General features: G+C 66.7%; 28 protein-coding genes. 16 read left to right on the plus strand and 12 right to left on the minus strand.

Annotated elements, in window-relative coordinates; translation table 11 throughout:
- Positions 1–41 precede the first annotated feature (41 nt).
- The 3 genes from FHS94_RS09330 to FHS94_RS09340 all read left to right on the plus strand — a co-directional run bounded on the left by FHS94_RS09330 (position 42) and on the right by FHS94_RS09340 (position 3333).
- Positions 42–1616 (plus strand): MFS transporter, encoded by a 1575-nt coding sequence (locus FHS94_RS09330; RefSeq protein ID WP_246348480.1) that lies wholly within the window; start codon positions 42–44, stop codon positions 1614–1616.
- A 247-nt stretch (positions 1617–1863) separates the two neighbouring features.
- The gene (locus tag FHS94_RS09335) at positions 1864–2292 is read left to right on the plus strand and encodes a CBS domain-containing protein (protein ID WP_184057069.1); all 429 of its coding nucleotides are present in this window, start codon (positions 1864–1866) and stop codon (positions 2290–2292) included.
- A 249-nt stretch (positions 2293–2541) separates the two neighbouring features.
- Positions 2542–3333, plus strand: coding sequence for a DUF2189 domain-containing protein (locus FHS94_RS09340; RefSeq protein WP_184057070.1), 792 nt, complete (start codon positions 2542–2544; stop codon positions 3331–3333).
- 402 nt (positions 3334–3735) lie between these two features.
- Here FHS94_RS09340 and FHS94_RS09345 read toward each other — a convergent pair whose 3' ends face one another.
- The 3 genes from FHS94_RS09345 to FHS94_RS09350 form a co-directional block, all read right to left on the minus strand.
- Complete coding sequence (locus tag FHS94_RS09345) at positions 3736–4233, minus strand: hypothetical protein (protein WP_184057073.1); 498 nt, start codon at positions 4231–4233, stop codon at positions 3736–3738.
- Positions 4234–4403: 170 nt separating this feature from the next.
- On the minus strand, positions 4404–4634 hold the full coding sequence (locus FHS94_RS19145) for a hypothetical protein (protein WP_221234671.1): 231 nt from the start codon (positions 4632–4634) through the stop codon (positions 4404–4406).
- Positions 4635–4740: 106 nt separating this feature from the next.
- On the minus strand, positions 4741–5505 hold the full coding sequence (locus tag FHS94_RS09350; RefSeq protein WP_184057075.1) for an enoyl-CoA hydratase/isomerase family protein: 765 nt from the start codon (positions 5503–5505) through the stop codon (positions 4741–4743).
- A 112-nt stretch (positions 5506–5617) separates the two neighbouring features.
- Here FHS94_RS09350 and FHS94_RS09355 point away from each other — a divergent pair, with 112 nt between their 5' ends.
- Complete coding sequence (locus FHS94_RS09355; protein WP_184057077.1) at positions 5618–6814, plus strand: acetyl-CoA C-acyltransferase; 1197 nt, start codon at positions 5618–5620, stop codon at positions 6812–6814.
- A 3-nt stretch (positions 6815–6817) separates the two neighbouring features.
- Here FHS94_RS09355 and rarD read toward each other — a convergent pair whose 3' ends face one another.
- Positions 6818–7714, minus strand: coding sequence for an EamA family transporter RarD (gene rarD, locus FHS94_RS09360; RefSeq protein WP_184057079.1), 897 nt, complete (start codon positions 7712–7714; stop codon positions 6818–6820).
- Between the two features lie 65 nt (positions 7715–7779).
- Between rarD and FHS94_RS09365 the strand changes: the two genes are divergently transcribed.
- On the plus strand, positions 7780–8667 hold the full coding sequence (locus FHS94_RS09365; RefSeq protein WP_184057081.1) for an NmrA family NAD(P)-binding protein: 888 nt from the start codon (positions 7780–7782) through the stop codon (positions 8665–8667).
- On the opposite strand, the gene FHS94_RS09370 is transcribed toward FHS94_RS09365, so the two are convergent.
- Genes FHS94_RS09370 through FHS94_RS09385 form a run of 4 tightly spaced genes read right to left on the minus strand, consistent with a single transcriptional unit; the run spans position 8630 to position 12671 of the window.
- A complete protein-coding gene (locus FHS94_RS09370; RefSeq protein WP_184057083.1) occupies positions 8630–8959 on the minus strand; it encodes a YciI-like protein in 330 nt (109 codons plus the stop codon). The genes FHS94_RS09365 and FHS94_RS09370 overlap by 38 nt on opposite strands.
- A gap of 2 nt (positions 8960–8961) precedes the next feature.
- Positions 8962–10323, minus strand: coding sequence for a dihydrolipoamide acetyltransferase family protein (locus tag FHS94_RS09375; RefSeq protein ID WP_184057085.1), 1362 nt, complete (start codon positions 10321–10323; stop codon positions 8962–8964).
- Between the two features lie 3 nt (positions 10324–10326).
- On the minus strand, positions 10327–11331 hold the full coding sequence (locus tag FHS94_RS09380; RefSeq protein WP_184057315.1) for an alpha-ketoacid dehydrogenase subunit beta: 1005 nt from the start codon (positions 11329–11331) through the stop codon (positions 10327–10329).
- A gap of 53 nt (positions 11332–11384) precedes the next feature.
- The gene (locus FHS94_RS09385; protein ID WP_184057086.1) at positions 11385–12671 is read right to left on the minus strand and encodes a 3-methyl-2-oxobutanoate dehydrogenase (2-methylpropanoyl-transferring) subunit alpha; all 1287 of its coding nucleotides are present in this window, start codon (positions 12669–12671) and stop codon (positions 11385–11387) included.
- Positions 12672–12831: 160 nt separating this feature from the next.
- On the opposite strand from FHS94_RS09385, the gene FHS94_RS09390 reads away from it, so the two are divergent.
- Positions 12832–13035 carry a hypothetical protein gene (locus tag FHS94_RS09390; protein WP_184057088.1) on the plus strand — a complete coding sequence of 68 codons (204 nt, stop codon included), beginning with the start codon at positions 12832–12834 and terminating at the stop codon, positions 13033–13035.
- A gap of 41 nt (positions 13036–13076) precedes the next feature.
- Here FHS94_RS09390 and FHS94_RS09395 read toward each other — a convergent pair whose 3' ends face one another.
- Entirely contained in the window at positions 13077–14078 is a 1002-nt protein-coding gene (locus tag FHS94_RS09395; RefSeq protein ID WP_184057090.1) for a fumarylacetoacetate hydrolase family protein, read from the minus strand.
- Between the two features lie 121 nt (positions 14079–14199).
- Between FHS94_RS09395 and FHS94_RS09400 the strand changes: the two genes are divergently transcribed.
- Positions 14200–14649 carry a YdeI/OmpD-associated family protein gene (locus FHS94_RS09400; protein WP_184057092.1) on the plus strand — a complete coding sequence of 150 codons (450 nt, stop codon included), beginning with the start codon at positions 14200–14202 and terminating at the stop codon, positions 14647–14649.
- Here the strand turns inward: FHS94_RS09400 and FHS94_RS09405 are convergent.
- Positions 14646–15500: an MBL fold metallo-hydrolase gene (locus FHS94_RS09405; RefSeq protein ID WP_184057094.1), complete on the minus strand. Its 855-nt coding sequence runs from the start codon at positions 15498–15500 to the stop codon at positions 14646–14648. The two genes, FHS94_RS09400 and FHS94_RS09405, sit on opposite strands and share 4 nt — an antisense overlap.
- A 302-nt stretch (positions 15501–15802) precedes the next feature.
- On the opposite strand from FHS94_RS09405, the gene FHS94_RS09410 reads away from it, so the two are divergent.
- Both FHS94_RS09410 and FHS94_RS09415 read left to right on the plus strand, forming a co-directional pair.
- A complete protein-coding gene (locus FHS94_RS09410) occupies positions 15803–17266 on the plus strand; it encodes a DEAD/DEAH box helicase (RefSeq protein ID WP_184057096.1) in 1464 nt (487 codons plus the stop codon).
- 67 nt (positions 17267–17333) lie between these two features.
- Positions 17334–17600: a hypothetical protein gene (locus FHS94_RS09415; protein ID WP_184057098.1), complete on the plus strand. Its 267-nt coding sequence runs from the start codon at positions 17334–17336 to the stop codon at positions 17598–17600.
- A gap of 4 nt (positions 17601–17604) precedes the next feature.
- Here the strand turns inward: FHS94_RS09415 and FHS94_RS09420 are convergent, their stop codons facing one another.
- Positions 17605–18387 carry a crotonase/enoyl-CoA hydratase family protein gene (locus FHS94_RS09420; RefSeq protein ID WP_184057100.1) on the minus strand — a complete coding sequence of 261 codons (783 nt, stop codon included), beginning with the start codon at positions 18385–18387 and terminating at the stop codon, positions 17605–17607.
- Between the two features lie 82 nt (positions 18388–18469).
- Here FHS94_RS09420 and FHS94_RS09425 point away from each other — a divergent pair, with 82 nt between their 5' ends.
- Both FHS94_RS09425 and FHS94_RS09430 read left to right on the plus strand, forming a co-directional pair.
- Positions 18470–18895, plus strand: coding sequence for a PaaI family thioesterase (locus tag FHS94_RS09425; RefSeq protein WP_184057102.1), 426 nt, complete (start codon positions 18470–18472; stop codon positions 18893–18895).
- Entirely contained in the window at positions 18892–19278 is a 387-nt protein-coding gene (locus FHS94_RS09430; RefSeq protein WP_184057104.1) for a PaaI family thioesterase, read from the plus strand. Before FHS94_RS09425 ends, FHS94_RS09430 begins: the two co-directional genes overlap by 4 nt.
- Here FHS94_RS09430 and FHS94_RS09435 read toward each other — a convergent pair.
- Entirely contained in the window at positions 19275–20540 is a 1266-nt protein-coding gene (locus FHS94_RS09435; protein ID WP_184057317.1) for a PQQ-dependent sugar dehydrogenase, read from the minus strand. The two genes, FHS94_RS09430 and FHS94_RS09435, sit on opposite strands and share 4 nt — an antisense overlap.
- A 158-nt stretch (positions 20541–20698) precedes the next feature.
- On the opposite strand from FHS94_RS09435, the gene rimP reads away from it, so the two are divergent.
- The 5 genes from rimP to infB are packed head-to-tail and all read left to right on the plus strand — an operon-like array spanning position 20699 to position 26789.
- Positions 20699–21253 carry a ribosome maturation protein RimP gene (gene rimP / locus FHS94_RS09440; RefSeq protein ID WP_184057106.1) on the plus strand — a complete coding sequence of 185 codons (555 nt, stop codon included), beginning with the start codon at positions 20699–20701 and terminating at the stop codon, positions 21251–21253.
- Positions 21253–22896 carry a transcription termination factor NusA gene (nusA, locus tag FHS94_RS09445; protein ID WP_184057109.1) on the plus strand — a complete coding sequence of 548 codons (1644 nt, stop codon included), beginning with the start codon at positions 21253–21255 and terminating at the stop codon, positions 22894–22896. The genes rimP and nusA overlap by 1 nt, the downstream gene beginning before the upstream one ends.
- Complete coding sequence (locus FHS94_RS09450; RefSeq protein ID WP_184057111.1) at positions 22896–23138, plus strand: tautomerase family protein; 243 nt, start codon at positions 22896–22898, stop codon at positions 23136–23138. The genes nusA and FHS94_RS09450 overlap by 1 nt, the downstream gene beginning before the upstream one ends.
- Positions 23119–23910: a DUF448 domain-containing protein gene (locus FHS94_RS09455; protein WP_184057113.1), complete on the plus strand. Its 792-nt coding sequence runs from the start codon at positions 23119–23121 to the stop codon at positions 23908–23910. Before FHS94_RS09450 ends, FHS94_RS09455 begins: the two co-directional genes overlap by 20 nt.
- Positions 23907–26789: a translation initiation factor IF-2 gene (infB, locus tag FHS94_RS09460; protein ID WP_184057115.1), complete on the plus strand. Its 2883-nt coding sequence runs from the start codon at positions 23907–23909 to the stop codon at positions 26787–26789. The genes FHS94_RS09455 and infB overlap by 4 nt, the downstream gene beginning before the upstream one ends.
- The last annotated feature ends 16 nt before the right edge of the window (positions 26790–26805 follow it).

A 26805-nucleotide genomic window follows, 5' to 3' on the forward strand; every position in this document is an offset into this window, starting at 1 on the left:
CATTCCTGATTGCGACATTGGGGCTATCGAACATGCGCGTGATGAAGACTACCCTTTCGGATCGACAGGCGGTGTGGGCCTTTGTGCTCGGCTGCGTTGCGGTGACGGCAGGAGTGTGTGCCCACCTGCCGATGTTCGCGATGGCGCAGGCCATGCACTACCGCCTGGCCGGGATGCCGATGGACAACCTGATGCTGGTCGGCATGGCGCTGATCGTCGTTGGGACGATAACGGCAGGCTACGGTCTGTTGCCGCGCAATTTGAGCGCGCAAAGGATTGCTGCGGCCGACATCGTCGTTGCCGCGCCTGAAGACGCGCCGCTCAGCCGTGCCCATTGGGGGCTGATGGCCGTGCTGGTGATTGCGCTGGTGATCGACGTCATGAAACCGGCCTCGCTGGGCTTCACGGTTCCAGGCATGATCGGCGAATATGGCGTGCCCAAGAAGACGGTGTCGCTAGTCCCCTTCTTTGCACTTGCGGGCACAGTGACCGGGTCGGTGCTGTGGGGCTGGATCGCTGACCTATACGGGCGAAAGGCTTCCATCCTGCTGTCGGCCGTGATGTTCGTGGGCACTTCGATCTGCGGAGCGATGCCTTCGCTCGCCTGGAACATCGCGATGTGTTTCATGATGGGCGCGGCAGCCGGCGGCATGCTTCCGGTCACCTATGCGCTGCTCGCGGAGATGATGCCCAACCGGCATCGCGGCTGGAGCCTGGTGCTGGTCGGCGGGCTGGGCGCGGTCGGTGGCTATTTCGCGGCAAGTGGGCTGTCGGCGCTGCTTCAGCCGATCTTTGGCTGGCGCATTTTGTGGCTGGCCAATTTGCCGACCGGCCTGACCCTCGTCCTGCTCGGTGCGCTGATCCCGGAGTCGGCAAAGTTCCTGCTCGCCCGCGGCCGGGTGGAAGAGGCGGAGCGCGTGATGCGCCGCTTTGGGGCGAAGGCCCATCGCGCCAGCGCGGCGATTGTCGCGCAGAAGCGTGGCTCGCACGCCCTGACCGGTTTGCACCTGTACGGAAAGCTGACGGCGCTCAGCATTTGCGCCTTGTCCTGGGGGCTCATCAATTTCGGCCTGCTGCTCTGGTTGCCGGCCGATCTGGTTGCTAAGGGCTATTCGGTCGGGGTATCCAGCCGGCTGCTGGCGGAAAGTGCCCTGATCGCCTTTCCGACCGTGTTCGTGGCTGCGCTTCTTTACAGCCGATGGAGCACCAAATGGGCGCTGGCGACCATGGTCGCGGTGACGCTGGCGGGCCTGTTGCTCGTGCTGCGGCTGGAAGCGGCAGGGACCGGCAGCCCGGTGCTGCCCGTCGCGCTGCTGATCGTCGGCACCAACGGCATCATCGCGATCGTGCTGCCCTATACGGCCGAAAGCTTCCCGCTGAGGGTGCGCGGCCGTGCGACGGGCTGGGTCGCAGCATGCACCAAGGGTGGCGGGCTGCTGGCGCAGGGGCTGACCATCTCCGGCGTCAGTCTGTCGATGGGCGTGTCCTCGCTGCTGGTGATGGTGCCAACTGCGATTGCGCTTGTCCTGGTCGCCTGGTTTGGCCGCGAGACGCGCGGTCGCGACCTGCGCGATCTGGATGCCGATACGGGTCAACTGGGACACGCAGAGGCGTGATCGGCACCGCACCGACGGGACAGTCGAGGCGAGAGTCGGTCGACATGGCAGCCCGTCTCGACCGCGAACTCACATTAATATCCGTAGTTTTCGGGTGGGCTGTTTGCGAATGACCCGCCCCGGCGACAGCTTGTTCGGCAGGAACGTGCGACTTCGGGGCACAGCCAGAAGCGGCTCCGTGCAAGCAACACTTAACTTCGCGCCCGATGAGTGAGACAATGCAAATCCGTACAGAAGGAGCGCACCCTTGACCATCGGGGCAATCGTAAAGGCGCGGAATGCTGAGATATTCGCTCTTCGCCCAGACCAGAACATTGCGGATGCGGTGTCGCTGTTCGCGACACACCGTATCGGCGCAGCTCCCGTCCTGAAGGGCGAGGAGGTCGCCGGCATCTTCTCCGAACGCGACGTCATCCGATGTGTCCAGGAACACGGAACGGCAGCGCTGGGGCTCAGCATTTCCGAGGTGATGACCACGCCGGCACTGACGGTCACGCCCGACGAACAGGTATTGGGCGCCTTGTCGCTGATGACTCATCGCCGCGTCCGGCACCTGCCCGTGGTTGCGGAAGGACGTCTGGTTGGTTTCGTATCGATCGGCGACCTGGTGAAATTCAGGATCGATCAGGTGGAGGCCGACGCTGCTGCCATGCGCGCCTATATTCAACAGGCCTAACAGGCCCGGGCCCGACGATAAGGGAACTGCCGAGCGGTCCCGGGTTGTCGCATCGTCCGCATTTCAATGACGTTGCCCGTGGGCGTGAAGCCCGCCTCCCTATGCCCTAAATCGCGCTGACTGGGCGTTGGTAGAGGGGGCTCGCGGATCCTGGACCATGGCGAGGCCTGTCGAAAAGGCGTATAACGCCGTCCTTCCGAGCCGAAGGACAAGCAGCACCGACTCGACCGATCATTCAGGACAGCCGCCATGATCACGCTGAACCCCGTCGCAGGTCACCATCTTGCAGACAGTCCCAATGTCCGCCGCATCTCCGCAGGCGACCTAAATTGGGCGCTGGCAGAAGGGTGGCGCGACTTCCGGGAAAAACGCGGAGACATCCTGTTCGTGGGCGTGTTGTACCCGGTGATCTGCCTGGTGGCGATCGTGGTCACCTTCAACAACCCGCTGATGCCCTTGTTCTTCCCGCTGGTCGCAGGCCTGTCCATCGCCGGTCCAGCAGTTGCGTCCGGCTTCTACGAGTTGGCGCGTCGACGTGAACGCGGCGACGACCCGAGCTGGTGGCATTTTCTCGACCCGCTGAAAGGGCGCAGTCGCCTGCCGATCGCAACGCTTACCTTCATGCTCGGCGCGTTGTTCGTTGGGTGGCTGATCGTTGCTTATGCCATTTACGGCGCAACCTTCGGGTTTGCGGCGCCGCTCGACATCGGCACCTTTTTGAGGGACCTGTTCACAACGCCCGCCGGCTGGGCGTTGATCGCGCTTGGCAACCTTGCCGGACTGGCATTCGCGATCGTGACGCTGGTGGTCGCAGTGGTGTCGTTTCCCATGGTGGTCGACAAGCCGGTTGATGCGAGCATTGCGATCCGCACCTCGGTCGCGGCGACGATGCGTAACCCGCGCGAGATATTCGGTTGGGGACTGCGAGTGGCCGGGCTGTTGTTTCTCGGAACCCTGCCAGCCGGCATCGGCCTTGCCATCGTCCTGCCCTGGCTGGGCTATGCAACCTGGCACCTGTACACGCGGCTGGTCGAGCGGTGACTGTTGGCGGCCGATAACGCGACCGATCGCGGCTACCGTGTCGCTGCGCGCCCGCAAGCTGCGTTGACGAACGTGATAGGATCCGACCGCCAATGCTGTTGATCATGGCCCTGGCAATCGCTTCGCCACCGTCGTGTACTGACGTCAGGCGAGAGTGCCGGGCATGCACGGGATCGGGAGGAGTTAGGCACTGCTCCAACGTGGCGATTGCTTGCCAGCCCATCGTCCGCGTTTGCCACGCGAAAACTGGCACGACCTCCTCAGGCCGGCCAGCGCCAAGCAAAGCTGCCGGCAGATAGCATCGAAACCCCATGGCAGGCGTGCCACGGCCCGAGTATCGCCCGACAGGCCGTTTAGCCGATCAGAACAACTGGCCGGTCGACTACCGCCCAAGGATGAAAGCTATTGGAGCGGCAGTTCACTGGCTGCGGCTGATGTCAGGTACCCCTCCCTCACCAGATACGAGCGCAGCGCCGCCGGGTAACCTGCTGGCTCAGGACGATAGTGGGAGAGCATCAGTCGCCAAGCGAATGCAGCCTGCCCCAGCCGAGCCGCGTCGGCGACGAAGGCCGCACAGCTCCCGTTGCGCTCTCGCTCTGTTGAAAAACAGACACGGCGGTGGGCGGTCAAATCGCGCGCGAACAGCGGCCGCACGGATGGGCTGGCCGAGATATCGACGCTTCGCCCGTCACGGATCGTCAGTACCAGCGGAGGCCGGGGCACGCATGCGTTACACTCGTGCGAATGGTTGAAGCCTGGTGCTTCCAGCACAAAGCCGGGTTGACCCTCTTTCATGAGACGTCGGGGTAACATCGCCACCTCGCCGAACAGCTTCGTGCTGCCGTCGTGTTCCAGCGGCACGGCATGGAAGCCGCCGACCACTGGCTCGATCACCGTCACGGCGGTTTATCCGGCCGAACCGCCCCACTGATTGTCAACCACCGCACCCAGCCGCCCCCGGCCGGGCCCGAGGCGGACGATGGCGACGCGGACGAACGATGCCTGTCGGTCGCTGATCATTTCGAACGGTGGGAGGCCCGGCTGGCTTACCGTGACGGTCGCCTGATTGCTTACGCCTTCGAACCGGCAACCCTCATTCTGCGCCGGCGATTGGCAGGGGTGGCCGCGACCTTGACCGAGACGCCGCCGGCCTTGAGTGACAGAGTCTCTACGGGATGGATGCCCCAGGTCTGGAAAGAACCCGGCGGCACCGCCTCCGTTCGTTCCGGAGCCGCGCCGAGCAGCAGCGCGGGCAGCAGGCAGGCTAGCACGCGCACGGCAAGTTCTCCGCCGGAGGTCAATCACCAGATAAGGCCATGTGTCTGGCAGGCCTGCAAGGGGCAGGATCCACCTACCGCCGCTGACCACGTTCTCTCTTCACAGTGGGCCTCCCGGCGTGACCAGACGTCATTCGCCCTTGAATTGCCCAGGCCGACGCTCGTTCACGGCTCGCACTCCTTCCGCGAAGTCGGCCGTCTTCTGGAGCCAGGCCTGTTCGGCAAGTTCATAGTGCGTCTGCCGCTCGACCAGCGCGGCCACATCTCCCCGGAGCGTGGCACGGGTGGACTGCACGGCCAGCGGTGCGCCCGCCGCGATCTCGTCCGCCAGCGCGAGCGCAGCCTCGTCGAGCATGTTCGGCGCGACCACCTGATCGGCGAGACCCCAGGCGCCGGCCTCCTCTCCGCGAATACGCCGGCCCGTGAGCAGCATCAGCGCCGCCTTTTGGCGCCCGACGACCCGCTCCAGCACAGCGGAGATGCCGAAGCCCGGGTGGAAACCGAGCTGGACGAAGTTCGCGACAAAGCGCGCCTCGATGCTTGCGACGCGAAAGTCGGCCACAAGCGCCAGTCCCAGCCCCGCACCCACAGCCGCGCCCTGCACTGCCGCTACCACAGGCTTTTTCACGGCGAACAAGCGAGCCGCAGCGACGTAGAAGGGGTTCCGCTGTTCGCCGACCCCATCCTCGACCGGGTTCTTGGTTGCCAGGTCCGCACCGGCGCAGAACACCCGGCCTTCGGACCGGAGCACGATGCAGCGCACGTTACGGTCGGCATCGGCCGCGTCGAAAGCTGCGCCGATCGCCCGCAACATCTCGAGATCGGCATGGTTGTGCGGCGGCCGGGCAAAGGTCACCACCTCAACATGCCCTACGCGGCTGGTGGACACGGTCATCTGCCTGCACTCCCCGATCGTTCGCGCCATCCCGTGCCGTCAAACATGCGCTTCGACAAGCGGCTGTCGAGCGGGTAAGGCACCATACCCATTCTTCAAAGAGGCCAACCTCATGCGCGAAGCCGCGATCGTGTCCACCGCCCGCACCGGCATCGGCAAGGCATATCGCGGCTATTTCAACGCCACTGAAGCACCCGTGCTCGCCGGTCATGTGCTTGATGCCGCACTCGCCCGTGCTGGCATCGACCCCGCGCGGGTCGACGAGGTGTTCTGGGGCGTCGGCAACCAATGGGGGACCCAGGGCGGCAATGCCGGGCGCATGGCCGTGTTCGCGGGCGGCCTGCCCCGTTCCGTCCCGGCGCTCACGCTCGACCGCAAGTGCGGCTCGGGCCTCACCACCGTGGCTCTCGCCGCGCGGTCGATCATGTGCGACGAGATCGACGTTGCGCTGGCGGGCGGGATGGAGTCGATCAGCTTTACTGTCACCAAGGACGCGCCCCGCTTCGTCAACCAGAGCGTGACGTCCCAAGTGCCCGCCGCGTACATCCCCATGATCGAAACGGCCGAAATCGTTGCAGAGCGCTACGGCATCTCTCGCGAAGCGCAGGACGCGTATGGCGCGCAAAGCCAGCAGCGCGCCGCCGCCGCGCTTGCCCGCGGCGCCTTCGATGACGAGATTGCACCAATCACGGTCGAAAAGGCGCTGCTCGACAGGGAGGGGAACCGTACCGGCACCGAGACGGTAACCGTGACGCAGGACGAAGGCATCCGCCCCGGCACCACGGCAGAAGCGCTCGCTGGCCTCAAGACGGTGTGGCCGGGCGGCGCCTTTACCGGGCCGGGCAGCAGCGTCACCGCGGGCAACGCGAGCCAGCTCTCTGACGGCGCCTCTGCCCAGTTGCTGATGGATCGGGCCACGGCAGAGCGCGAAGGGGTGCCGATCCTGGGTATCTATCGCGGGTTCCAGGCGGCCGGGTGCGAGCCCGACGAGATGGGGATCGGCCCTGTCTTTGCCGTCCCTAAGCTGCTCGCTCGCGCCGGACTTTCGGTGCAGGATATCGGTTTGTGGGAACTGAACGAGGCGTTCGCGTCGCAATGCCTTTATTGCCGCGACACACTCTGCATCGACCCCGACCGCTACAACGTCAATGGCGGCGCGATCGCGGTCGGGCATCCGTTCGGCATGACCGGCAGCCGGCTGGTCGGCCACGCCCTGATCGAGGGGCGTCGTCGCGGGGTGCGTTGGGTCGTGGTGTCGATGTGCACCGCCGGCGGCATGGGCGCGGCGGGGTTGTTCGAAATCGTCTGACGATCAGGCCTTGGCCGGTTCCCCTCGCCGCGCCGCTCGTACGCTGTCGAACGCGTACAGCGCACAGCCCGTCCAGATCAGGGCAAAGGTGACGAAGTGGACGGGACGAAGCGGCTCCCCGAACAACAGCACCGCTTGCAGGAACTGCAGCGTCGGCGCGAGATACTGGAGCAGGCCCATCGTCGCATAGCGGAGGCGCCGGGCGGCGGCCGCGAACATCAGCAGCGGCGCGGCGGTTACAGCGCCCGCCAGCACCAGCAGCGCGTCGAGACGCGCGTCGTGTCCCCACGCGCCTTGCCCATGCGCGCCTGCCCACCAGATCACACCCAGCGCAACCGGCCCGAGCAGCAGCGTTTCCACCGTCAGGCCGCCCAGCGCGTCGATCGCGGCCACTTTTCGAACCAGCCCGTAAAAGCCGAAGCTCAGGGCCAGGGCGATGCTGATCCACAATTGCCCCCCGCCGTTGATCGCGAGCACCACCACCCCCGCGGCCGCGATCGCCACCGCAACCCACTGCACCCGCGACACGCGCTCGCCGAGCACGACCACCCCCAGCGCGACGTTGACCAGCGGGTTGATGAAGTAACCAAGGCTCGCTTCAAGCACATGCGCGTGCTGAACAGCCCAGATATACACCAGCCAGTTTACCGCGATCAGCGCCGCACTGGCGCAGAGCAGGCCAAGGGTCCGCCCCCGCGCGGCCGCCCAAATCGCCCGCACCCGGCGCAGCGCGACCACGATCACGGCCAGCAGCAACAGCGACCAGACCACCCGGTGGCTCAGCACCTGTAACGAGGGCACCGTGTGCAGCAGCTTCAGATACAGCGGCAGCAGTCCCCAACTCACATAAGCGGCGACACCGAGGACCAGGCCGGTGCGGAGTGGGGCCGTGTTTGCCATCGCGGCCTTGTCGCGATGCAGCGACCTTCACGCAACCCGCCACCCCGCCGGTTCGTTGAGCCGCCATGACCGACACCATTGTTCTGGCTGGCGCGACCGGCGATCTGGGCGGGCGCATCGCCGCGGCGCTGCTGAAGCGAGGAGCAGCCGTGCGCGCGCTGGTCCGCGCCGATACGCCGCGCGATCGGGTCGAGGCACTTGGACGGCTCGGGGCCGAAATCGTGCTGGTCAGGTTTGCCGACTCGGCAGCCATGACCAACGCCTGTCGTGGTGCGAGCTGCGTCGTGTCCGCGCTGAGCGGGCTGGAGGACGTCATCATCACCGCGCAGGGGCAGCTTCTCAACGCGGCCGTGTCGGCAGGGGTGCCGCGCTTCATCCCGTCCGACTTCGCGCTAGACTATCGCGCGATCCCGCCGGGGCTGAACCGGAACTTCGACCTTCGCCGCCACTTCAGGCGGAACCTCGACACCGCTCCCATCCGCGCGACATCGATCTGGAACGGCGGCTTCATGGACATGCTGTCAGGGCAGATGCCGCTGATCCAGCGCCCGATCTATCGTGTTCTGTACTGGCAGGACCCTTATGTCCGCTTTCCGTTGACGACCAAGGACGACACCGCCGCCTTCACCGCGGCCGCCGCGCTGGACCCGGACGCCCCGCGCGACCTGCACATTGCGGGTAGCAGCGTTTCGGCACGCGATCTGGTCCGGATCATGGAGGGGGTTACCGGCGAACGATACAAGCTGTTCCGCGCCGGCACCCTGCGCGGCCTTTCTCGGCTGATCGGGTTCACACGGACGCTGTTCCCGCAAAAGGGAGAGGTGTTCCCGGCCTGGCAAGGCATGCAGTATCTGCACAACATGTTCGCCGGCCTGGCCCCTGCGGAGGGCACCGACAACGACCGCTACCCCGGGATCAGTTGGACCCGAGCGGAGGACCTGCTGGCGCGTTAGCCGGGTGGACGGGATCGGCCGCCCGCTCGCCCACCACGGTTCGCCACGGGAGCACGCGCCAGCCTGTGGCGAGGCCGTTCGTCACATAAGGGTCGGCCGCCGCGAATGCCTCGGCGCCCTCACGGGTCGCGAACAGCAACAACGCTTCCTCGACCGGCTCGCCCGCCGCGCCGCCCAGGATCAGATCGCCGCCATCCACCGCGGTCCAGGCCAGCCGCAGATGCTCATCGCGATAGTGTGCCCGGCGCTCGAGGTAATCGGGCGCGAGGGCGTAGCGGAACAGCCAGTGCACGGTCAGTCCGCGAACAGCAGCACGGGCGTTTCCAGCAGCTTGCGCAGCGCCTGGACATAGCTCGCGGCGTCCCAGCCATCGACGACACGGTGGTCGCAGCTGATCGACATGTTCATCAGCTTTGCGCGGCGGATGTCATCGCCGTCAAAGACGGGGCGTTCCACAATCTTGTTGGGACCGATGATCGCGACCTGCGGCCGGTTGATCACCGGCGTTGTCGCGATGCCGCCAAGCGGCCCCAGGCTGGTGACGGTGATGGTGCCGCCGGCCAGTTCCGCCTGGGTCAGCTTGTTAGTGCGCGCCGCTTCGGCAAGCCGGCCGATCTCGGTCGCGAGCTGCCACACATTTTTGTCCTGCGCGTCGCGGATCACCGGAACGGTCAGCCCGGCATCGGTCTGCGCCGCCATGCCCAGATGTACCCGGCCCGACCGCGTCACCACGCCCGCCTCGTCATCATACCGCGCGTTGATCATGGGGAAGTCGGGCAAGGTGCGACAGATGGCGACGATGATGAACGGCAACACCGTCAGCTTGGGTCGCCCGCCGCGGTTGGCGTTCAGATCGGCACGAACGCGCTCCAGCTCCGTCACGTCGATCTCGTCGACATAGGTGAAGTGCGGGATCGCGCGCTTGGATGCGGCCATGTTCTCCGCGATCTTGCGACGCATGCCGATGACGCGGACCTGCTCGTCCTCTCGCGCGCGGCTGGCGCCCGGCGCGGCGTAGCCCTGGCCGGCCGAGTAGCGAAGGAAGGCATCTAGGTCCGCGTGGCGAATGCGATCGCCTTCGGCGGGCCTGACCTGGCTCAGATCTACGCCAAGGTCCTTGGCGCGCGCCCGCACGGCGGGGGAGGCGAGGATAACCCGGTCTTCTTGCGCGACCGGCGAAGCCTCGGGTTCAGCATTGCGTGGCGCAGGAACGGCCGGTGTTTTCCCCGAAGCAACCTCTCCCGACGGGGGTCCGGCCCTTGTCGGGGAGCTGTCGATGCCAGACCGGGCCGGCGTGGTCATGCGGGCAGCCTCAGCCTCCTCGACCCCCGGGTTCTCCGCCTCATATTGCTCGGCGACTTCCGCCTGCTCGGGCGAGGGCGGCGCGGCCTCGACTTGGTCCGTGCCAGCCTCCGCATCCGTCTCGATCACTACCAGCGCGGAGCCGATCGGGACCTGGTCGCCGACCTCGCCCGCGAGTTCGACGATGGTACCCGCGACCGGGCTTTCCATCTCGACCGTCGCCTTGTCGGTCATCATGTCGGCGATGTTCTGGTCTTCTTCGACCCGATCGCCGACCGCGACGTGCCAGGCGACGATCTCCGCCTCGGCGATACCCTCGCCGATGTCCGGCAGCTTGAAGGTGAAGCGCGCCATCGGTTAGTCCTTCATGATCTTTTTGAGAGCTTCCGCGATCCGCACCGGGCCGGGGAAATAGGCCCATTCCAGGCTGTGCGGGTACGGCGTGTCGAACCCGGTGACGCGTTCGACGGGCGCTTCGAGGTGATAAAAGCAGCGCTCCGTCACCAGTGCCGACAGTTCCGCGCCAAAGCCGGCAGTGCGGGTCGCTTCGTGCACGATCATGCACCGGCCGGTCTTTTTGACCGATGCCTCGATCGCCTTGATGTCGAGCGGGATCAGCGTTCGAAGGTCGAGGATCTCGGCATCCACGCCCATATCTGCCACCGCGCGCTCGACCACATGCACCATGGTGCCATAGCAAAGGATGGTGATCGCCTCGCCGCCACGCACGATGTTCGCCGTGCCCAGCGGCACCGTGTAGTGGCCGGTCGGCACCTCCCCCGCCGGGTGCTTGGACCAGTTTTCCGCCGGCTTGTCCCAATGGCCGTTGAAGGGGCCGTTGTAGATGCGCTTGGGTTCCAGGAACAGGACCGGGTCGTTGTCCTCGATCGCTGCGATCAACAGCCCCTTGGCGTCGTACGGCGTTGCCGGAATGACCGTCTTGATGCCCGATACGTGCGTGAAGATGCCCTCGGGCGACTGCGAGTGTGTCTGCCCGCCAAAGATGCCGCCGCCATAGGGTGAGCGGACCGTGATCGGCGCGGTGAACTCGCCCGCAGAACGGTAACGGAGCCGCGCAGCTTCCGATACGAGCTGGTCGAGCGCGGGGTAGATGTAATCGGCGAACTGGATCTCGGGCACGGGCCGAAGGCCATAGGCGCCCATCCCAATCGCGACGCCGATGATGCCGATTTCGGTGATCGGCGTGTCAAACACGCGCGTCTTGCCGTACTTGGCCTGCAGGCCGGCGGTTGCGCGAAACACGCCGCCGAAATAGCCCACATCCTCCCCCATGACGATCACGTCGGGGTCGCGCGCCATCACCACGTCCATGGCGGAATTGATCGCCTGGATCATGTTCATGCGCTGCGTCGTGGGCGGCGCCTCCGCCTCGATCTGCTCTGTCACGGTGTTGCTCATTTCCGCGCCCACGGCCTGCCGGAGGCCGCCTCCTCGTCCAGCATCTGCTGTCGTTGCTCGGCAAGGTGCCAGGGCATCTCCTCGAACACCCCGTCGAACAGGGAGTCGAGCGGCTGATGCAGACCGTGGCCCAGGATGCCGTTCTTTTCCGCCTCTCGCTGCGCCGCGCGCACTTCTTCGGCCGTTGCCTTGTCCTGCGCGGCGTGGCGCTCCTCGTCCCATTCGCCGATCGCGATCAGGTGATCTTTCAGCCGGGCAACGGGGTCGCCCAGCGGCCACGCGGTCGGTTCGCCTGCCGAGCGATACTGGCCCGGGTCGTCGGACGTGGAGTGGCCCTCGGCACGGTAGGTGAAGTGCTCGATCAGCGTCGGGCCCTGGTTGGTCCGCGCGCGCTCAGCAGCCCATTGCGTCGCCGCATACACGGCCAGCGCGTCATTGCCGTCGACCCGAAGCCCTGCAATGCCATAGCCGATCGCCCGCGCGGCAAAGGTCGTCGCCTCCGCGCCCGCAAAGCCCGAAAAGCTGCTGATCGCCCATTGATTGTTGACGATGTTCATCACGACGGGCGCCCGGTACACCGCCGCGAAGGTACAGGCGGAGTGGAAGTCGCCCTCTGCCGTCGATCCTTCACCGCACCACACCGCGCTGATTCGCGTGTCGCCCTTTGCCGCCGACGCCATCGCCCAGCCCACCGCCTGCGGATACTGGGTGGTGAGGTTGCCGGAGATGGAAAAGAACCCGAAATCCTTGGCCGAATACATGATCGGCAGCTGTTTGCCGCCGAGCTTGTCGCCCTTGTTCGAGTAGATCTGGTTCATCATTTCGACCAGCGGATAGCCGCGCGAGATCAGAAGCCCTTGCTGGCGATAGGAGGGGAAGCACATGTCGTCGCGGTGGAGTGCGTGCGCGGCGGCAACCGCCACCGCCTCCTCCCCCGTCGCCTTCATGTAGAAGCTTGTCTTGCCCTGCCGCTGCGCCCGGAACATGCGCTCGTCGAACGCGCGCAGCTTCACCATGTCGGCCAGTAGCCGACGCGCCTGGTCGGGGCTGAGGCGCGGGTTCCACGGGCCGACCGCCTGCCCGTTGTCGTCCAGCACCCGCACCAGCGTATAGGCTAGGTCGGTCATCGCGCGCGGCGCCTCGGCCGTGTCGGGCCGGGGCGCGGACCCGGCCGGCGGCACGTCCACGCCCACGAAATCCACCGCGTCGCCGGGCCGGAACTTGGGCTCTGGCACGTGCAGGCTTAGCGGTGGCAAATTGGCGCGAGGATGCTCGCTCGCCATGCGTCTCTCCGTTGCTTGCGCCTGGCCGGCGCCCTTCCGATCGCCATCGGCCGCTTGGAATAAAGTTTCAAGCGTCATGATGTTGCTGTCGGGCCAGCCGCGGCCGGTGACGGGTCGTTAACCCCCTGAGCGCCATGCAGGGACGGGAAAGGAGCCGCCCATGTTCATGACGCCCGTCACTCAGGACAAGCGACGGGCCTCGCCCGCGCTGTCGGCTCTAGGCCTTGCGGTTCCGGTGCTCGTGATGGCGCCCTGGTTGGCCGTCAATGGACCGATGTCCGCGCTGATCGTGGGCGCGCTTGCGCTTGTGGCAGGCCGAGAGACATTGGTGCGCGTCGCGCGCGACGCGCTGCCGAAACGCTGAGGGCCCGCTCCCTATAGGTAAACGGGCCCGCCTCTTCGCTCTCAGACCACAGTCTGCTCGATCACGCCAAAGATCGGGTGATGCCGGTCGTCCTCCGCCCAGATGCGGACCGTGTCGCCCTTCTTGAGAAACGGCGTTTCGGCCTTGCCATTGGCGATGGTTTCCACCGTCCTGACTTCCGCCAGGCATGAATAGCCGACCCCACCCTGGGCGATCGGCTTGCCCGGCCCACCATCCGGGTCGCGGTTCGAGACCGTGCCCGACCCGATGATCGTCCCGGCACCCAGGGCGCGCGTCCTGGCGGCGTGCGCGATCAGTGTGCCAAAATCGAAGGTCATGTCCTCCCCGGCCTCTGCACGCCCGAACGGTTGCCCGTTCAGGTCGACATTCAGCCGGCGATGCAGTTTGCCGTCGCTCCACCAGTCGCCGAGCGAGTCCGGCGTCACGAACACCGGCGAAAAAGCACTGGCAGGCTTCGACTGGAAGAACCCGAAGCCCTTGGCCAGCTCTTCCGGAATCAGGTTGCGCAACGATACGTCGTTGGTCAGCCCGACCAGCCGGACGGCGGCCAGCGCTTCCTCACGGCTGGCGCCCAGCGGCACGTCGCCCGTCACCACCACCACTTCGGCTTCCAGGTCGCAGCCCCAGCTCTCGTCTCCGAGCGGGATCGGGTCGCGCGGGCCAAGAAAGCCGTCTGACCCACCCTGGTACATCAACGGATCGTGCCAGAACGTCTCAGGCATCTCTGCCCCGCGCGCCTGACGCACCAGCGCGACATGGTTCACATAAGCCGATCCGTCCGCCCATTGAAACGCGCGCGGCAGCGGCGAGGCAGCGTCATGTTCGTGGAAGCGCATCCGCGGGATAACCTGATGGTCCAGATCGGTTGCAAGGTTCTGCAACGCCGGCGCGACCCGATCCCAGTCGTCCAGCGCCCCCTGCAGCGTCGTGACAATGTGCCCCGCGGTCGCGAACCAGGCGAGGTCGTTGGACACCACCACCAGCTGACCATCCCGGCCGTGCTTCAGGCTTGCGAGCTTCATGGTGCCTCTCCCTTTGTTTCCCCATTCCCTAACCGCTCAACCCCGGCGAAGTCGAGGCGCTTTGCCCCCTTCTACCCGGCGATCATCCATGCTGAATTGCGGGGACCTGCAGGAGCTAGCCATGGCCCACCCGCCTTCCACCAGCTTCCTCTTCGTCGTCGGCGAGGGCGAGGAGGCGGGGCACATTCCGGTTCCGGTGGAGCCGCGCGCCGTGTTCGGGCGGGCACGGCCGCCAGTGGTGGTCACGGTCGCTGGCCATCGATATCGCAGCACGATCGCGATCATGTCGGGCAAGGTCTTTGTTCCATTTCGCGCCAGCCACCGCGCCTCGGCGGGCGTAAAGGCGGGGGACGAGGTGCAGATGACGCTCACCCTCGACACGGAGCCGCGGGTTGTCGAGGTGCCCGACGACCTGGCAGCGGCGCTGGACGCCGCCTCCCTCCGCCCCGCCTTTGACCTGTTGAGCTTCACCGACCAGCGTGAGCGGGCGGAGTCGGTGGAAAGCGCTAAGAAATCGGAGACACGGGCCCGCCGCATCGCCGCGATCGTGGACCGATTGCGCCCCGCCTAGAGCGGGTTGCCCACTTGCAGCCGCTCCAACTCAACCGGGTCATGGGTGCAGGTCACTGTCACCTCGTCGCGGCGCTCGATCGACAGCGCGCGCAGCCTTTCCTGGTTTGCCAGCCGGCTGGTCGCATCGACCTCCATCAGGCGCTGATAGGCACGCAGCCCCGGCGTGCACCGACGCCGCGCCTGCCGCATCTCGCCGCGGTAGAAATACGCGTCGCCCGCATGGAGCAGCCAGCGCCCGTCGTCCTTGCGGATCGCAACGCCAGCATGGCCCCAGGTATGTCCCGGCAGCGGCACCATTAGGATCTCCGGCGGCAGCCCGTCCAGGTCACGTACCGCGTCAAAGCCGAACCATTGCTCACCGCGAGCGCCATAACGCCGCCAGTTCTCTACCCCGTTCAGCTGCCGCGCGCGCCAGCGATTGCGCGAGACAACGCCGCGGTGCGGGCCGGTAGCATCGTCATATTCGCGGGCCATCACGTGAACGAGCGCATGGGGGAAGTCCTCAAGCCCACCGGCATGATCGAAGTCCAGATGGGTTGTGACGATGTGCCGCACATCCGACGCCTTGTACCCCAACGCCTCGACCTGTCGGATCGCGGTGTCGCGCTCATGCAGGCGAATGTTGAGCATCATCCGCCAGGGCAAGGTGATGCGCGGATCGGGCCGTGCATGCGGGTGGGCCACGTCGCGCAGGCCATAACCGGTGTCGACCAGCACCAGCCCGTGCGCGTCCGTTTCGATCAACAGGCATTGGCACACGATCCGGCCGAGCGGCCCAACGCTGCGGCCGTCGAACAGCGCGCCGCCAAGCGGGCAGTCGGTGCCGCAGTTGAGGTGATGGATCCGCATGGCCTTCTCCCAATTCCCAGGCAGAACCATTGACTTGCGCGATCGCTCCACCTTCGCCGCGCGCCGATGCGCGAAACCTTGTCACCGGCAGCCAGGGCGTCGATCTTGACTTTCGGACATGCATCGGCCATCTGCGCCGGCATCGAGGCGTTTACGCAGCGTGATCGGGCACGACACCCTTTGGGTGCTGCTCCGGCTCCGCCTCGGTCATTGCTTCAGGCTTCCCAAGTCACGCGGGGCGTCATCAACCCCCGCCACCCGTGCGCCTGATGCGCGCGATTGGCCGTTTCGAAAGCTATTTCATGTCCTTTGCTCATCTTGGCCTGGCCGAGCCGCTTGTTCGTGCGCTCGCCGCCAAGGGCTATTCCGAGCCCACCCCGATTCAGCGCGACGCAATTCCGACCGTGCTGACCGGCCGCGACCTGTTGGGCATCGCCCAGACCGGTACCGGCAAGACTGCCGCCTTTGTTCTTCCTTCCATCCAGCGGCTCGGCGAAAGCGCCAAGCGCGTGCTGCCGACCCATTGCCGCATGCTGGTGCTTGCGCCGACGCGGGAGCTGGCCAGCCAGATCGCTGACAATGCCCGCGGCTATGGCCAGTTCTCCAAGCTGTCGGTCGCGACCGTGTTCGGCGGCACGTCCATAAACAAGAACCGTCAGGACCTGTCCCGCGGTGTTGACATCCTGGTCGCCACGCCCGGCCGCCTGATCGATCTGGTGGAGCAGGGCTTCTGCAACCTGTCCACCGTCGAGGTGCTGGTGCTCGACGAGGCCGACCAGATGCTGGACCTGGGCTTCATCCACGCGCTCAAGAAGATCGTGCGCATGGTGCCCCGCAAGCGCCAGACGCTGTTCTTCTCGGCCACCATGCCGACCTCGATCCGCGAGCTGGCGTCGCAGTATCTCGTCGACCCCGCCACGGTGTCGGTTGTGCCTGCAGCGACCACTGCGGAGCGCGTCGACCAGCAGGTGACCTTCGTCAATCAGACGGAGAAGCAGGCGCTGCTGACCATTCTGCTTCGCGATGAGCCGATCGAACGCGCATTGGTGTTCACCCGCACCAAGCACGGCGCCGACCGCGTCGTGAAGCTGCTGGCGGGCAACGGCATCGCCGCGCATGCCATCCACGGCAACAAGTCGCAGCCCCAGCGTGAGCGGGCGCTTGCCGCCTTCAAGTCGGGCGAAGTGAAGATCCTGGTCGCGACCGACATCGCCGCGCGCGGTATCGACGTGTCCGGCGTCAGCCACGTGGTGAATTTCGAGCTGCCCAACGTGCCCGAGCAGTATGTTCACCGCATCGGCCGCACCGCGCGCGCCGGCGCAAGCGGCATCGCGATCTCCTTCTGTGCGGAGGACGAGCGTCCTTACCTGAAGGACATCGAAAAGGTGACCCGTCAGAAGGTGCCGGTCCGTGCGCTGCCCGAGGATTTCATGCGTCAGGCCGACACCATTAAGTCGGAGCGGGTCAAGGCGATCGGTGCCGATCCCGCACCGCGCGAAGAGCGTCAGCAGCGCGGGCCCGCGCGTCCGCGTGCCAGCCATGCCGCGGCGCCGACGCCCGGCGGACGTCAGTATGCCAATGCCAGCCGTCGTGGTCAGGGCAATGGCGGTGGCAGCCTGAGCGGCAGCCGCGGTCGTGGTGGTCAGGGCGGCGGTGGTCAGGGCGGCGGTGGTCAGGGCCGCAGCGGCCAGGCCCAGGGTCAAGGCCGTGGCGGCAGCGGCGGCGGCAGCGGCCAGCGCGGCCCCGTCCCTTCGCCGGTGCGCTGAACGGAGCCATCCGGTTCCTCGCGGGTTTGCTCAGCCAACCCTTTGATCATCCCGTGAGGAGCCAGTCATGGACGTATCCGTTTCCACCGTTGCCGAACGCATCGCCCGCGTTCTCGCGGGCCAGCGGATCAGCATCAACGCTGAGGGTGACGAGGAATCGGCCGGCAAGATGGTCGACGACGCCTGGCGCGACCATGTCGACGATGCGGTGGCAGTGCTGAAGACTCTTCGCGAGCCGGATCAGGCAATGGCGGCGGTCGGCGATGTGGCCGTCTGGGAACGCATGATCCTGGCCGCCATCAATGAAACCAAGCCGCAGACGGTAATACTCTGACTGCTCAATCGGCGAAGTCGGGCGCGCGGCCTTCCAGGTTCGCGCGCACCTGCTCCATCTGATTGGCAGAGCGCAGCAGCTTCAGCTGTTCGGCGCTTTCGGCGGCGAGGATCTTCGCTGCATCGCTGTCCAGCGACATGTTGGCGAGCCGCTTCGCGGCCCGGATCGCGTCGGGGTTTCTGGCCGCGATTGTGTGAGCCAGGGCGAGCGCTTCCGCCATCGGGTCCTCTGCGACACGGGTGACGAGACCCAGCCGCGCGGCTGCTTCGCCGTCAACCTCACGCGCCGAATAGATCAGTTCCCGCATCACATCGTCGCGCACGGTACCCCGCCACAGCGCATATCCCGCCATGTCGGGCACGATGCCCCAGTGCAGTTCCCGGATCGACAGCCGCGCATCCGCACGCGCGATGCGGACATCCGCGCCCGCCGCGATCTGCAGCCCACCGCCGAGCGCTACGCCGTGAATGGCAGCAACCACCGGCACCGGAAGCGTTCGCCAGCCCCAGGCGACGTGCTGCGGCAGGTTGGCAGGGCCATGCGTCCGCGCGGCCAAGTCCAGCCCGGCGCCGCCCGCCGCTATCGAGGCCATGTCGAGCCCGGCACAAAAGCCACGCCCTTCGCCCGACAACACCACGCAGCGCAGGCCCGGAGTTGCTGCCAGGCGATCGATCGCGTCGGCCAACGCGGCGAACATCGGCGAATCGATCGCGTTCATCTTGTCGGGGCGCGACAGGCGCACGTCCGCAACGCCACCCTCGATCGTGATGCTCACTCGATTGGTCATCGGGCCAGGCTATGCCGCATCGACACTGAGCACCAGAGGGGCTCTGGTTGCGCGGCTGCCCCGCCTGTGTAGAGCCTTCTTCATGCTGTCTTTCGACCTCCTCCGGTTCGTACGCGGCGGATTCGGCGGCCATGGCGGGCGGATCGGCATCGAATACCATGATCACGGCACCGACTGGTGCGAACTGGCGCTGCCCTGGCGCGAGGACCTGACCGGCGACGATCGTACGGGTGCCATGGCGGCCGGCCCCGTTGTCTCGCTGCTGGATGTCGCCGCCAGCCTGGCCGTCTGGCACAGGCGGGGTCAGTTCGTGCCCCATGCGACGCTGGACCTGCGGCTCGATCACTTGCGTGCACCGCGCGCAAACGAAGGCGTGATCGGCCGGGGCGAGTGCTACCGCATCGAGGAATCGGTGTCGTTCGTGCGCGGCATCGCGCATGAAGGCGATCCGGACGACCCGATCGCGCACCTTGTGGGCACCTACATGGTAACGGGCGCGCGCCCATGATCCTGCCGCCCTATGCCCGCACGCTCGGGATCGAGATCGCGTCGGGAGAGGCCGACACCCCCCGGCTCAGCCTCCCGTTCAGCCTGGACGTGGTCGGCCGACCCGGTTTCCTCCACGGCGGGGCGATCGCGGGATTGCTGGAGTTCGCGGCGCTGGCCGCCCTGCGGCACGTCCTTGCCGACGACAGTGTCGGGATCGAGCCGGTGACCAGCACGATCGACTATATGCGGGGCGGCCGCGACAAGACGACCTATGCCGCCGGGCGCGTGACCCGGCTCGGCACCCGCGTCGCCAACGTCGAAGCCTTTGCGTGGCAGGACGCGCGCGACCAGCTTATCGCCGCCGCGCGCTCTAACTTCCTGCTGGTTCGGCCCCTGGCCTAACGCTTGGCCGTCAGCCGCAGCAATCGACCGCCCGAGCCGCGCTCACCATCCTCCAGGGCCCAGATCGCACCGTCGGGCGCCTGGGCGAGATCGCGGATGCGGGTTCCCATCGTCCAGAACTCCGCAGGCTTTGCGGTGGCGCCGTTGAGCGTGATGCGCACGACACCTTCAGCCCCCAGCGCGCCGATGAAGAGCGAACCCTTCCATTGCGGGAACATCGCGCCCGAATAGTGGATCATGCCGCCGGGCGAGATTGACGGGTTCCACCAAAGTACAGGCGCGGCGAACTCGGGACGGCTGGGGTGGTCGGGAATCGGCTGGCCCGAATAATTGTCGCCGTTCGACACCGTCGGCCAGCCATAGTTCTTGCCCGGCTCGAGCAGGTTGAGCTCATCGCCGCCCTTCGGACCCATCTCCTCTTCCCACAGCCGGCCGTCCGGCGTGAACACCAGGCCGTAAGGGTTGCGGTGCCCGCTGGTCCAGATCATCGCCTCCGCCCCGCCCTTGGCGAAGTTCGGGTTGCCGGGGGCTGCTTGGCCGTCAAGCGTCAGGCGCAACACCTTGCCGATCAGCTGCGCCGGGTCCTGCGCCGGGGTGAAGCGCTGTCGTTCGCCGGAGGACAGGAACAGGAATTGACCATCGGGCGAAAAGGCGATGTTGGCCCCGAACTGCCCGCCCGGCCCGTTAGAGCCAGAACGCCAGATAACGCGGGCGCTCGACAACGCGCGACCCTGCAGGGTGCCCTTGGCCAGCGCCAGCGCGCTGCCGTTCGCGCCCGGCTCCGCATAGCTCCAGAACACGGTGCGGCTCTTCGAAAAGTCCGGTGCCACGGCCACGTCGAGCAGCCCGCCCTGGCCGCCAGCCTCGACCGGGGGCAGGCCGATCACGTCCGAAACGCTGCCGTCGGGCGCGCGCAGCTTCAGCTTGCCCGCCTTTTCAGTCACCAACAGCGCACCGTCGGGCAGGAAGGCCATCGCGAAGGGCGCATCGAACTGGCCGATTGGGGTAACCGTGACGGGCGGCGGCGACTCGGGCAGGTTGGCGCGCCCGGTGGTGGCGGGCACGTTCTTGATCGATCGATCGAGCGGCGCGTCCTTGGGCACCGGCTGGGCTGCCTCGGGCGGCTGCGGCGGCACAAAGGCCTGGGCGGACGCGCCGGCCTGCGTGCCCCCACCCGATGGGGCGGACGAGCTGGCCTGGGGCTGGGCGGAACAGGCACTGCTCGCAAGCAGCGTGGCGAGGAAAAAAGACTGGCGGATCATGCCGGCACAGCTCTCCGCGACCCGAGCGCCGGCGTCAACTCCATCCCGCTTGTGCAGGAGGGGCAGAGCGGGTATATCCATGATTATTCTCTACATCGCCAGATGAAGAGGCTGCGGGGCTGGGCCCCGCGGCGGCAACGACCTGTACCTGGAGCAGCATGACCGACAACGCCCTTCTCACGACGATCATCGAACCCGAAGCGCAGGCTCTCGGCTTCGACCTGGTGCGCGTGAAGATGTATGGCGGCACCTCGGACCCAACGTTGCAGGTCATGGCCGAGCGGCCGGAAACGCGCCAGTTGACCATCGATGATTGCGCTGACCTGTCGCGCCGCATCTCCGATCGGCTGGACGCGCTTGAAGCAGAAGGCCGCGACCCGATCGAGGGCGCATACCGGCTGGAGGTATCGTCGCCCGGCATCGACCGGCCCCTCACCCGGTCCAAGGATTTTGCCGATTGGGCCGGGCACGAAGCGCGCATCACGCTCGCCGAGAAGGTCGACGGCCGCAAGATCCTGACCGGCGACCTGGTAGGGATCGAGGATGACAAGGTGTCGATCGACGTGCGTGGGCATCAGCGGATGACAGTGTCGCTGTCGCAGATCGCGGACGCCAAACTAACCATTACCGACCGGCTCATCGCAGCCACCGCCCCTCTCGCCACCGAGGGCGCGGAAGAGTTCGAAGAATTCGAAGAAGAGGACACCCACTGATGGCCAGTGTTGCTACCGCCAATCGCGCGGAGCTGATCGCGATCGCCAATTCGGTCGCGTCGGAAAAGATGATCGACAAGGGCATCGTGATCGAGGCCATGGAGGACGCGATCCAGCGCGCCGCCAAGGCCCGCTATGGTGCCGAGAACGACATTCGCGCAAAGCTCGACCCCGCGTCGGGCGACCTGCGCCTGTGGCGCGTGGTGGAAGTGGTCGAGGCGGTCGACAACTACTTCACCCAGGTCGACCTGAAGGGTGCGGAGAAGCTGCAAAAGGGCGCGCAGATCGGCGATTATATCGTCGACCCGCTGCCCCCGATCGAGTTCGGCCGCATCGCTGCACAGGCCGCCAAGCAGGTCATCTTCCAGAAGGTCCGCGACGCCGAGCGCGAGCGCCAGTATGAAGAGTTCAAGGATCGCCAGGGTGAGATCATCACCGGTGTCGTCAAGCGTGTCGAGTTCGGCCATGTCGTCGTGGACCTTGGCCGCGCCGAGGGCGTGATCCGCCGTGACCAGCAGATCCCGCGCGAGGCGGTCCGCGTCAACGACCGCATCCGCTCGCTGATCCTGAAGGTCGCTCGCGAAACCCGCGGGCCGCAGATCTTCCTGTCCCGCGCGCACCCGGACTTCATGAAGCGCTTGTTCGCCCAGGAAGTGCCCGAAATCTATGACGGCATTATCGAGATCAAGGCCGCAGCCCGTGACCCGGGCAGCCGCGCCAAGATCGGCGTGATCAGCCACGACTCCTCCATCGACCCGGTCGGCGCCTGCGTCGGCATGAAGGGTAGCCGCGTTCAGGCGGTGGTGCAGGAGATGCAGGGCGAGAAGATCGACATCATCCCCTGGTCGCCCGACACCGCGACCTTTGTCGTGAACGCGCTACAACCGGCGAACGTCAGCCGCGTCGTGATCGACGAGGAAGAGGACCGGATCGAGGTGGTCGTGCCCGACGACCAGCTGTCGCTCGCGATCGGCCGCCGTGGCCAGAACGTGCGCCTTGCCAGCCAGCTGACGGCGAAGGCGATCGACATCCTGACCGAGGCTGACGCTTCCGAGAAGCGCCAGAAGGAGTTCGTTGAGCGCTCCGAGATGTTCCAGACCGAGCTGGACGTGGACGAGACGCTGGCCCAGCTGCTGGTCGCCGAGGGCTTCTCCGAGCTTGAGGAAGTGGCCTATGTCGAGATCGACGAGCTTGCCGGCATCGAGGGCTTTGACGAGGATCTGGCGCAGGAGCTGCAAAGCCGTGCGCAGGAAGCGCTGGAACGTCGCGAAACCGCCAATCGTGAGGAGCGCATCGCGCTGGGCGTGTCCGACGACCTGACCACCATGCCCTATCTGACCGAAACGATGCTGGTCACGCTGGGCAAGGCGGGGATCAAGACGCTCGACGATCTGGCCGACCTCGCCACCGACGAACTGGTCGAAAAGAAGCGCGCCGAGCCCCGCCGCCGTAACGAGGACGCCCCCAAGCGCCCCGACCGCAGCGAGAACCGTGGCGGCATCCTGGCCGTCTATGGCCTGACCGACGAGCAGGGTAACGAGATCATCATGGCCGCGCGCCAGCACTGGTTTGCCGATGATGAAGCGGAAGCTCCTGCCGAAGCAGCAGAAGCAGCCGAAGGCGCGGAGGGCGAGGAGGCCTGATGCCTTTTGTGTCGATCCGACTCGCCGGTTCCGCCACCAAGGAGCAGAAGGCCGGGATCGTCGCCGACGTGACGGGCTCGCTGGTGTCGCGGCTGGGCAAGAACCCGGCCGCGGTCCAGATCGTGATCGAGGAAGTGTCGACGGAAAACTACGGCGCGGGTGGCCAGCTCATCGCGGATCGCGATGCGCCGGCCACCCAGCCGGTATCGAGGGAGGACGCGCATGCGGAACCCTCGCAATGAGTTACTAACGCGCCCATCCGCTGGCCAGGGCAGTCCCGCGGGTAACCGCGAGGCCGAGCCTGTCCGTTCCTGCATCCTGACCCGCGAACGCGCTTCGCAGGCCGCCCTGGTGCGGCTTGCGCTCGCGCCCGACGGACAGGTCTTGCCCGACGTTCGGGCCAAGGCGCCCGGTCGTGGCGCCTGGATCGGGGTAACCCGCGCCGAGCTGGAGATCGCCATTGCCAAGGGGCGCCTGCACGGCGCCCTGTCGCGCGCGTTCAAGACGGGCGCGATCACCATTCCGGCCAACCTGCCCGACCTGATCGCCAGCGCGCTGGAGCGCGCCGCGCTGGACCGGCTGGGCCTGGAAGCGCGTGCGGGCAACCTGCTGACCGGGTCCGAACGGATCGATACCGCTGCCCGCTCAGGCCAGCTTCATGCGCTGTTCCATGCCGCCGACGCCGCTTCGGACGGCGCCCGCCGGCTTGCCCAGGCGTGGCGCGTCGGATCCGATCGCGAAGGAAGCGATGTGCGGGGGTTGGCGTTGCCGGTCGAGCGCACCATATTGGCGTTGGCGCTGGGCCGCGAGAATGTGGTACATATCGGGCTGACAGACCGCGCTGCGGCCAAGCGGGTGAGCGATGCGCTCGGTCGCTGGCTGCATTTCATCGGACCTGACCAGAATGCCCAGCCTTGCGAAACGGCCTCGCGAGGTTCATCGGCGCCCGGAGTTTCCGGGCCGCAGCCGATACCAACAGAACCGGCCGTAGACGTACACGAGGACACTGAGTGAGCGAGACCGACAACGACAAGCCGAAACTTGGCATGCGCGCGCCCCTGGGCGTGAAGCGCACGGTCGAGACCGGCAAAGTGAAGCAGAGCTTCAGCCACGGCCGCTCGAACACGGTGATCGTGGAAACCAAGAAGGCCCGCACCTTCCGTCGGCCGGGCGATCCTGCGCCGGCCGCTGAGGCTCCGCAGGTTGTTGCCGAGCCCACACCGGCGCCAGCGCCTGCGCCGGCCCCCGCGCCGCGTCCCGCCGCGGCGAACGAAACACCCCAGGAGCGCCAGGCCCGCCTGCTGCGCGAGGCGGACGACCAGCGCATGCACGCGCTGGAGGATGCCCGTCGGCGTGACGAGGCGGAGCGGATCCAGCGTGCGGAGGCCGAGCGCGTGCGTGTTGCCGAGCGTGCGGCTGCCGCAGCCGCGGTGCCCGAGCCGCAGCCCGAGCCAGAGCCTGCCCCCGCACCTGTTCAGCCCGCTCCGGTTCAGCCGACGCCTGTTGCCGCGGCGCCCGCGCCTGCGCCGATCAGCGTGCCGACGCCCGCTGGTCGGGGTTTCCGTCCGGTTGAGCGCGCCGCGCCGCCCGTGATCGAACAGCCGGCCGCGCCTGAGCCGACCCCGGCACCTGCGCCCACCCCTGCTCCGGCGCCAGAGCCGGTTGCGGCGGCTCCAGCCCCGGCGCCCAAGCCGGCGCCTGCGCCTGCGCCTGCACCGGTGCGCGCTCAGCCCGCGGCGACGCTGCAGCTGTCGCGCGATCCATCCATGCCCGCGCCGCGCCGCTTCTCGCCCGTGGCCCGGCCTGAAATCCCCAAGCCGCAGCCCAAGCCGGTGGAGCAGCCTGTTGCCGCTGCCGCGCCTGCTGCAGCCACGACGAACCAGTCGGCCTCTGCCCAGCCCCAGAGTCAGGGTCAGCGTCCGTTGTCGGGCGGCCAGGCAACTCCACGCAACGCCCCTGCCAGGCCTTCGCCGCAACAGCGCGATCGCAAGGGTGACGAGCGTCGTGGCGGCAAGCTGACCGTCAACCGCGCCCTGAACGAGGACGGCGCCCGCGCCCGCAGCCTAGCTGCCCTGAAGCGTGCGCGCGAAAAGGAAAAGCGCAGCTTTGGTGGTCCGCGCGACCAGCAGGCCAAGCAGGTCCGCGACGTCCAGGTGCCCGAAGCGATCACCGTGCAGGAACTCGCCAACCGCATGGCCGAAAAGGGCGCGGACCTGGTGAAGGCACTGTTCAAGATGGGCATGCCCGTCACCATGACGCAGACCATCGACCAGGATACGGCCGAGCTGCTGGTGACCGAGTTCGGCCACAACATCAGCCGCGTGTCTGAATCGGATATCGATCTTGCGATCGACGTGTCTGAGGATGCGCCCGACAGCCTGCGTCCCCGCCCGCCCGTGGTCACCATCATGGGCCATGTTGATCACGGCAAGACGTCGCTGCTCGACGCGCTGCGTGGCACGGACGTGGTTCGCGGCGAGGCCGGCGGCATCACCCAGCACATCGGTGCATACCAGGTGACGCTGAAGGATAAGTCTAGGATCACCTTCCTGGATACGCCGGGTCACGAGGCCTTCACCCAGATGCGCGCGCGTGGCGCCAACGTCACGGACATCGTGGTGCTGGTTGTGGCGGCCGACGACGGGCTGATGCCGCAGACGATCGAGGCCATCCACCACACCAAAGCGGCGGGCGTTCCGATGATCGTCGCGATCAACAAGGTCGACAAGTACGAGGCCAATCCCCAGCGCGTGCGCGAGCGCCTGTTGGAGCATGAGGTCGTGGTCGAGGAAATGGGCGGCGACGTCCAGAACGTGGAAGTATCCGCGCTCAAGAAGACCGGCCTCGACGACCTGATCGAGAAGATCCAGCTTCAGGCCGAACTGCTTGAACTGAGCGCCAACCCGGATCGTCCGGGCGAGGGCACGGTGATCGAGGCGAAGCTCGACAAGGGTCGCGGTCCGGTTGCAACCGTGCTGGTCAACCGTGGCACACTTCGGGTCGGCGACGTGTTCGTGATCGGCGCGGAATCGGGCAAGGTCCGTGCGCTGGTCGACGACAAGGGACGCCAGATCAAGGAAGCGGGCCCGGCAATGCCGGTGGAGGTGCTGGGCATCTCCGGTGTCCCGTCGGCGGGTGACCCGATTCAGGTGGTCGAGAACGAGGCGCGGGCCCGTGAGGTCGCCGAGTATCGCCAGAGCGTGCTGACGCAGAAGCGGACCACAACGGCTCCGGCCAGCCTGGAAAGCATGTTCTCTGCGCTGCGGGCGGATCAGGCGATGGAGTATCCGCTCGTCGTCAAGGCCGATACGCAGGGCACGGTGGAAGCGATCGTGGGGTCGATCAACAAGATCTCCACCGATCTCATCCGCGCGCGCATCCTGCACTCCGGTGTCGGCGGCATTACCGAATCCGACGTGACGCTGGCGGGTGCATCGGGGGCGCCGATCATCGGCTTCAACGTCCGCGCCAATGCCAAGGCGCGCGAGATCGCCGAGCGGCAAAAGGTTGCGCTTAAGTACTATGACGTCATCTACGACCTGGTGGACGAGATCCGCGCCGGCATGGCGGGCGAGCTCGGACCGGAGGCGTTCGAGACGGTTGTGGGCCGCGCCGAGATCCGCGAAGTGTTCTCCGCGGGCAAGACGGGCAGGGCTGCGGGTCTGCTTGTCACGGACGGCGTCATTCGCAAGGCACTCAAGGCACGTATCACGCGCAACGACGTCATCATCTACCAGGGTGAGATTGCATCGCTTCGGCGGTTCAAGGACGACGTGGCCGAGGTTCGCGCGGGGCTGGAATGTGGCGTGACGTTCACGCAGAACTTCACGGACATCAAGGCGGGCGACTACCTTGAAACCTATGAAGTCGAACTGCGCGAGCGTACGCTCTAAGGAGCACGGGAACCGG

Source organism: Sphingomonas aerophila, assembly GCF_014199305.1.
In the GTDB taxonomy this organism is placed as follows: Bacteria; Pseudomonadota; Alphaproteobacteria; order Sphingomonadales; family Sphingomonadaceae; genus Sphingomonas; species Sphingomonas aerophila.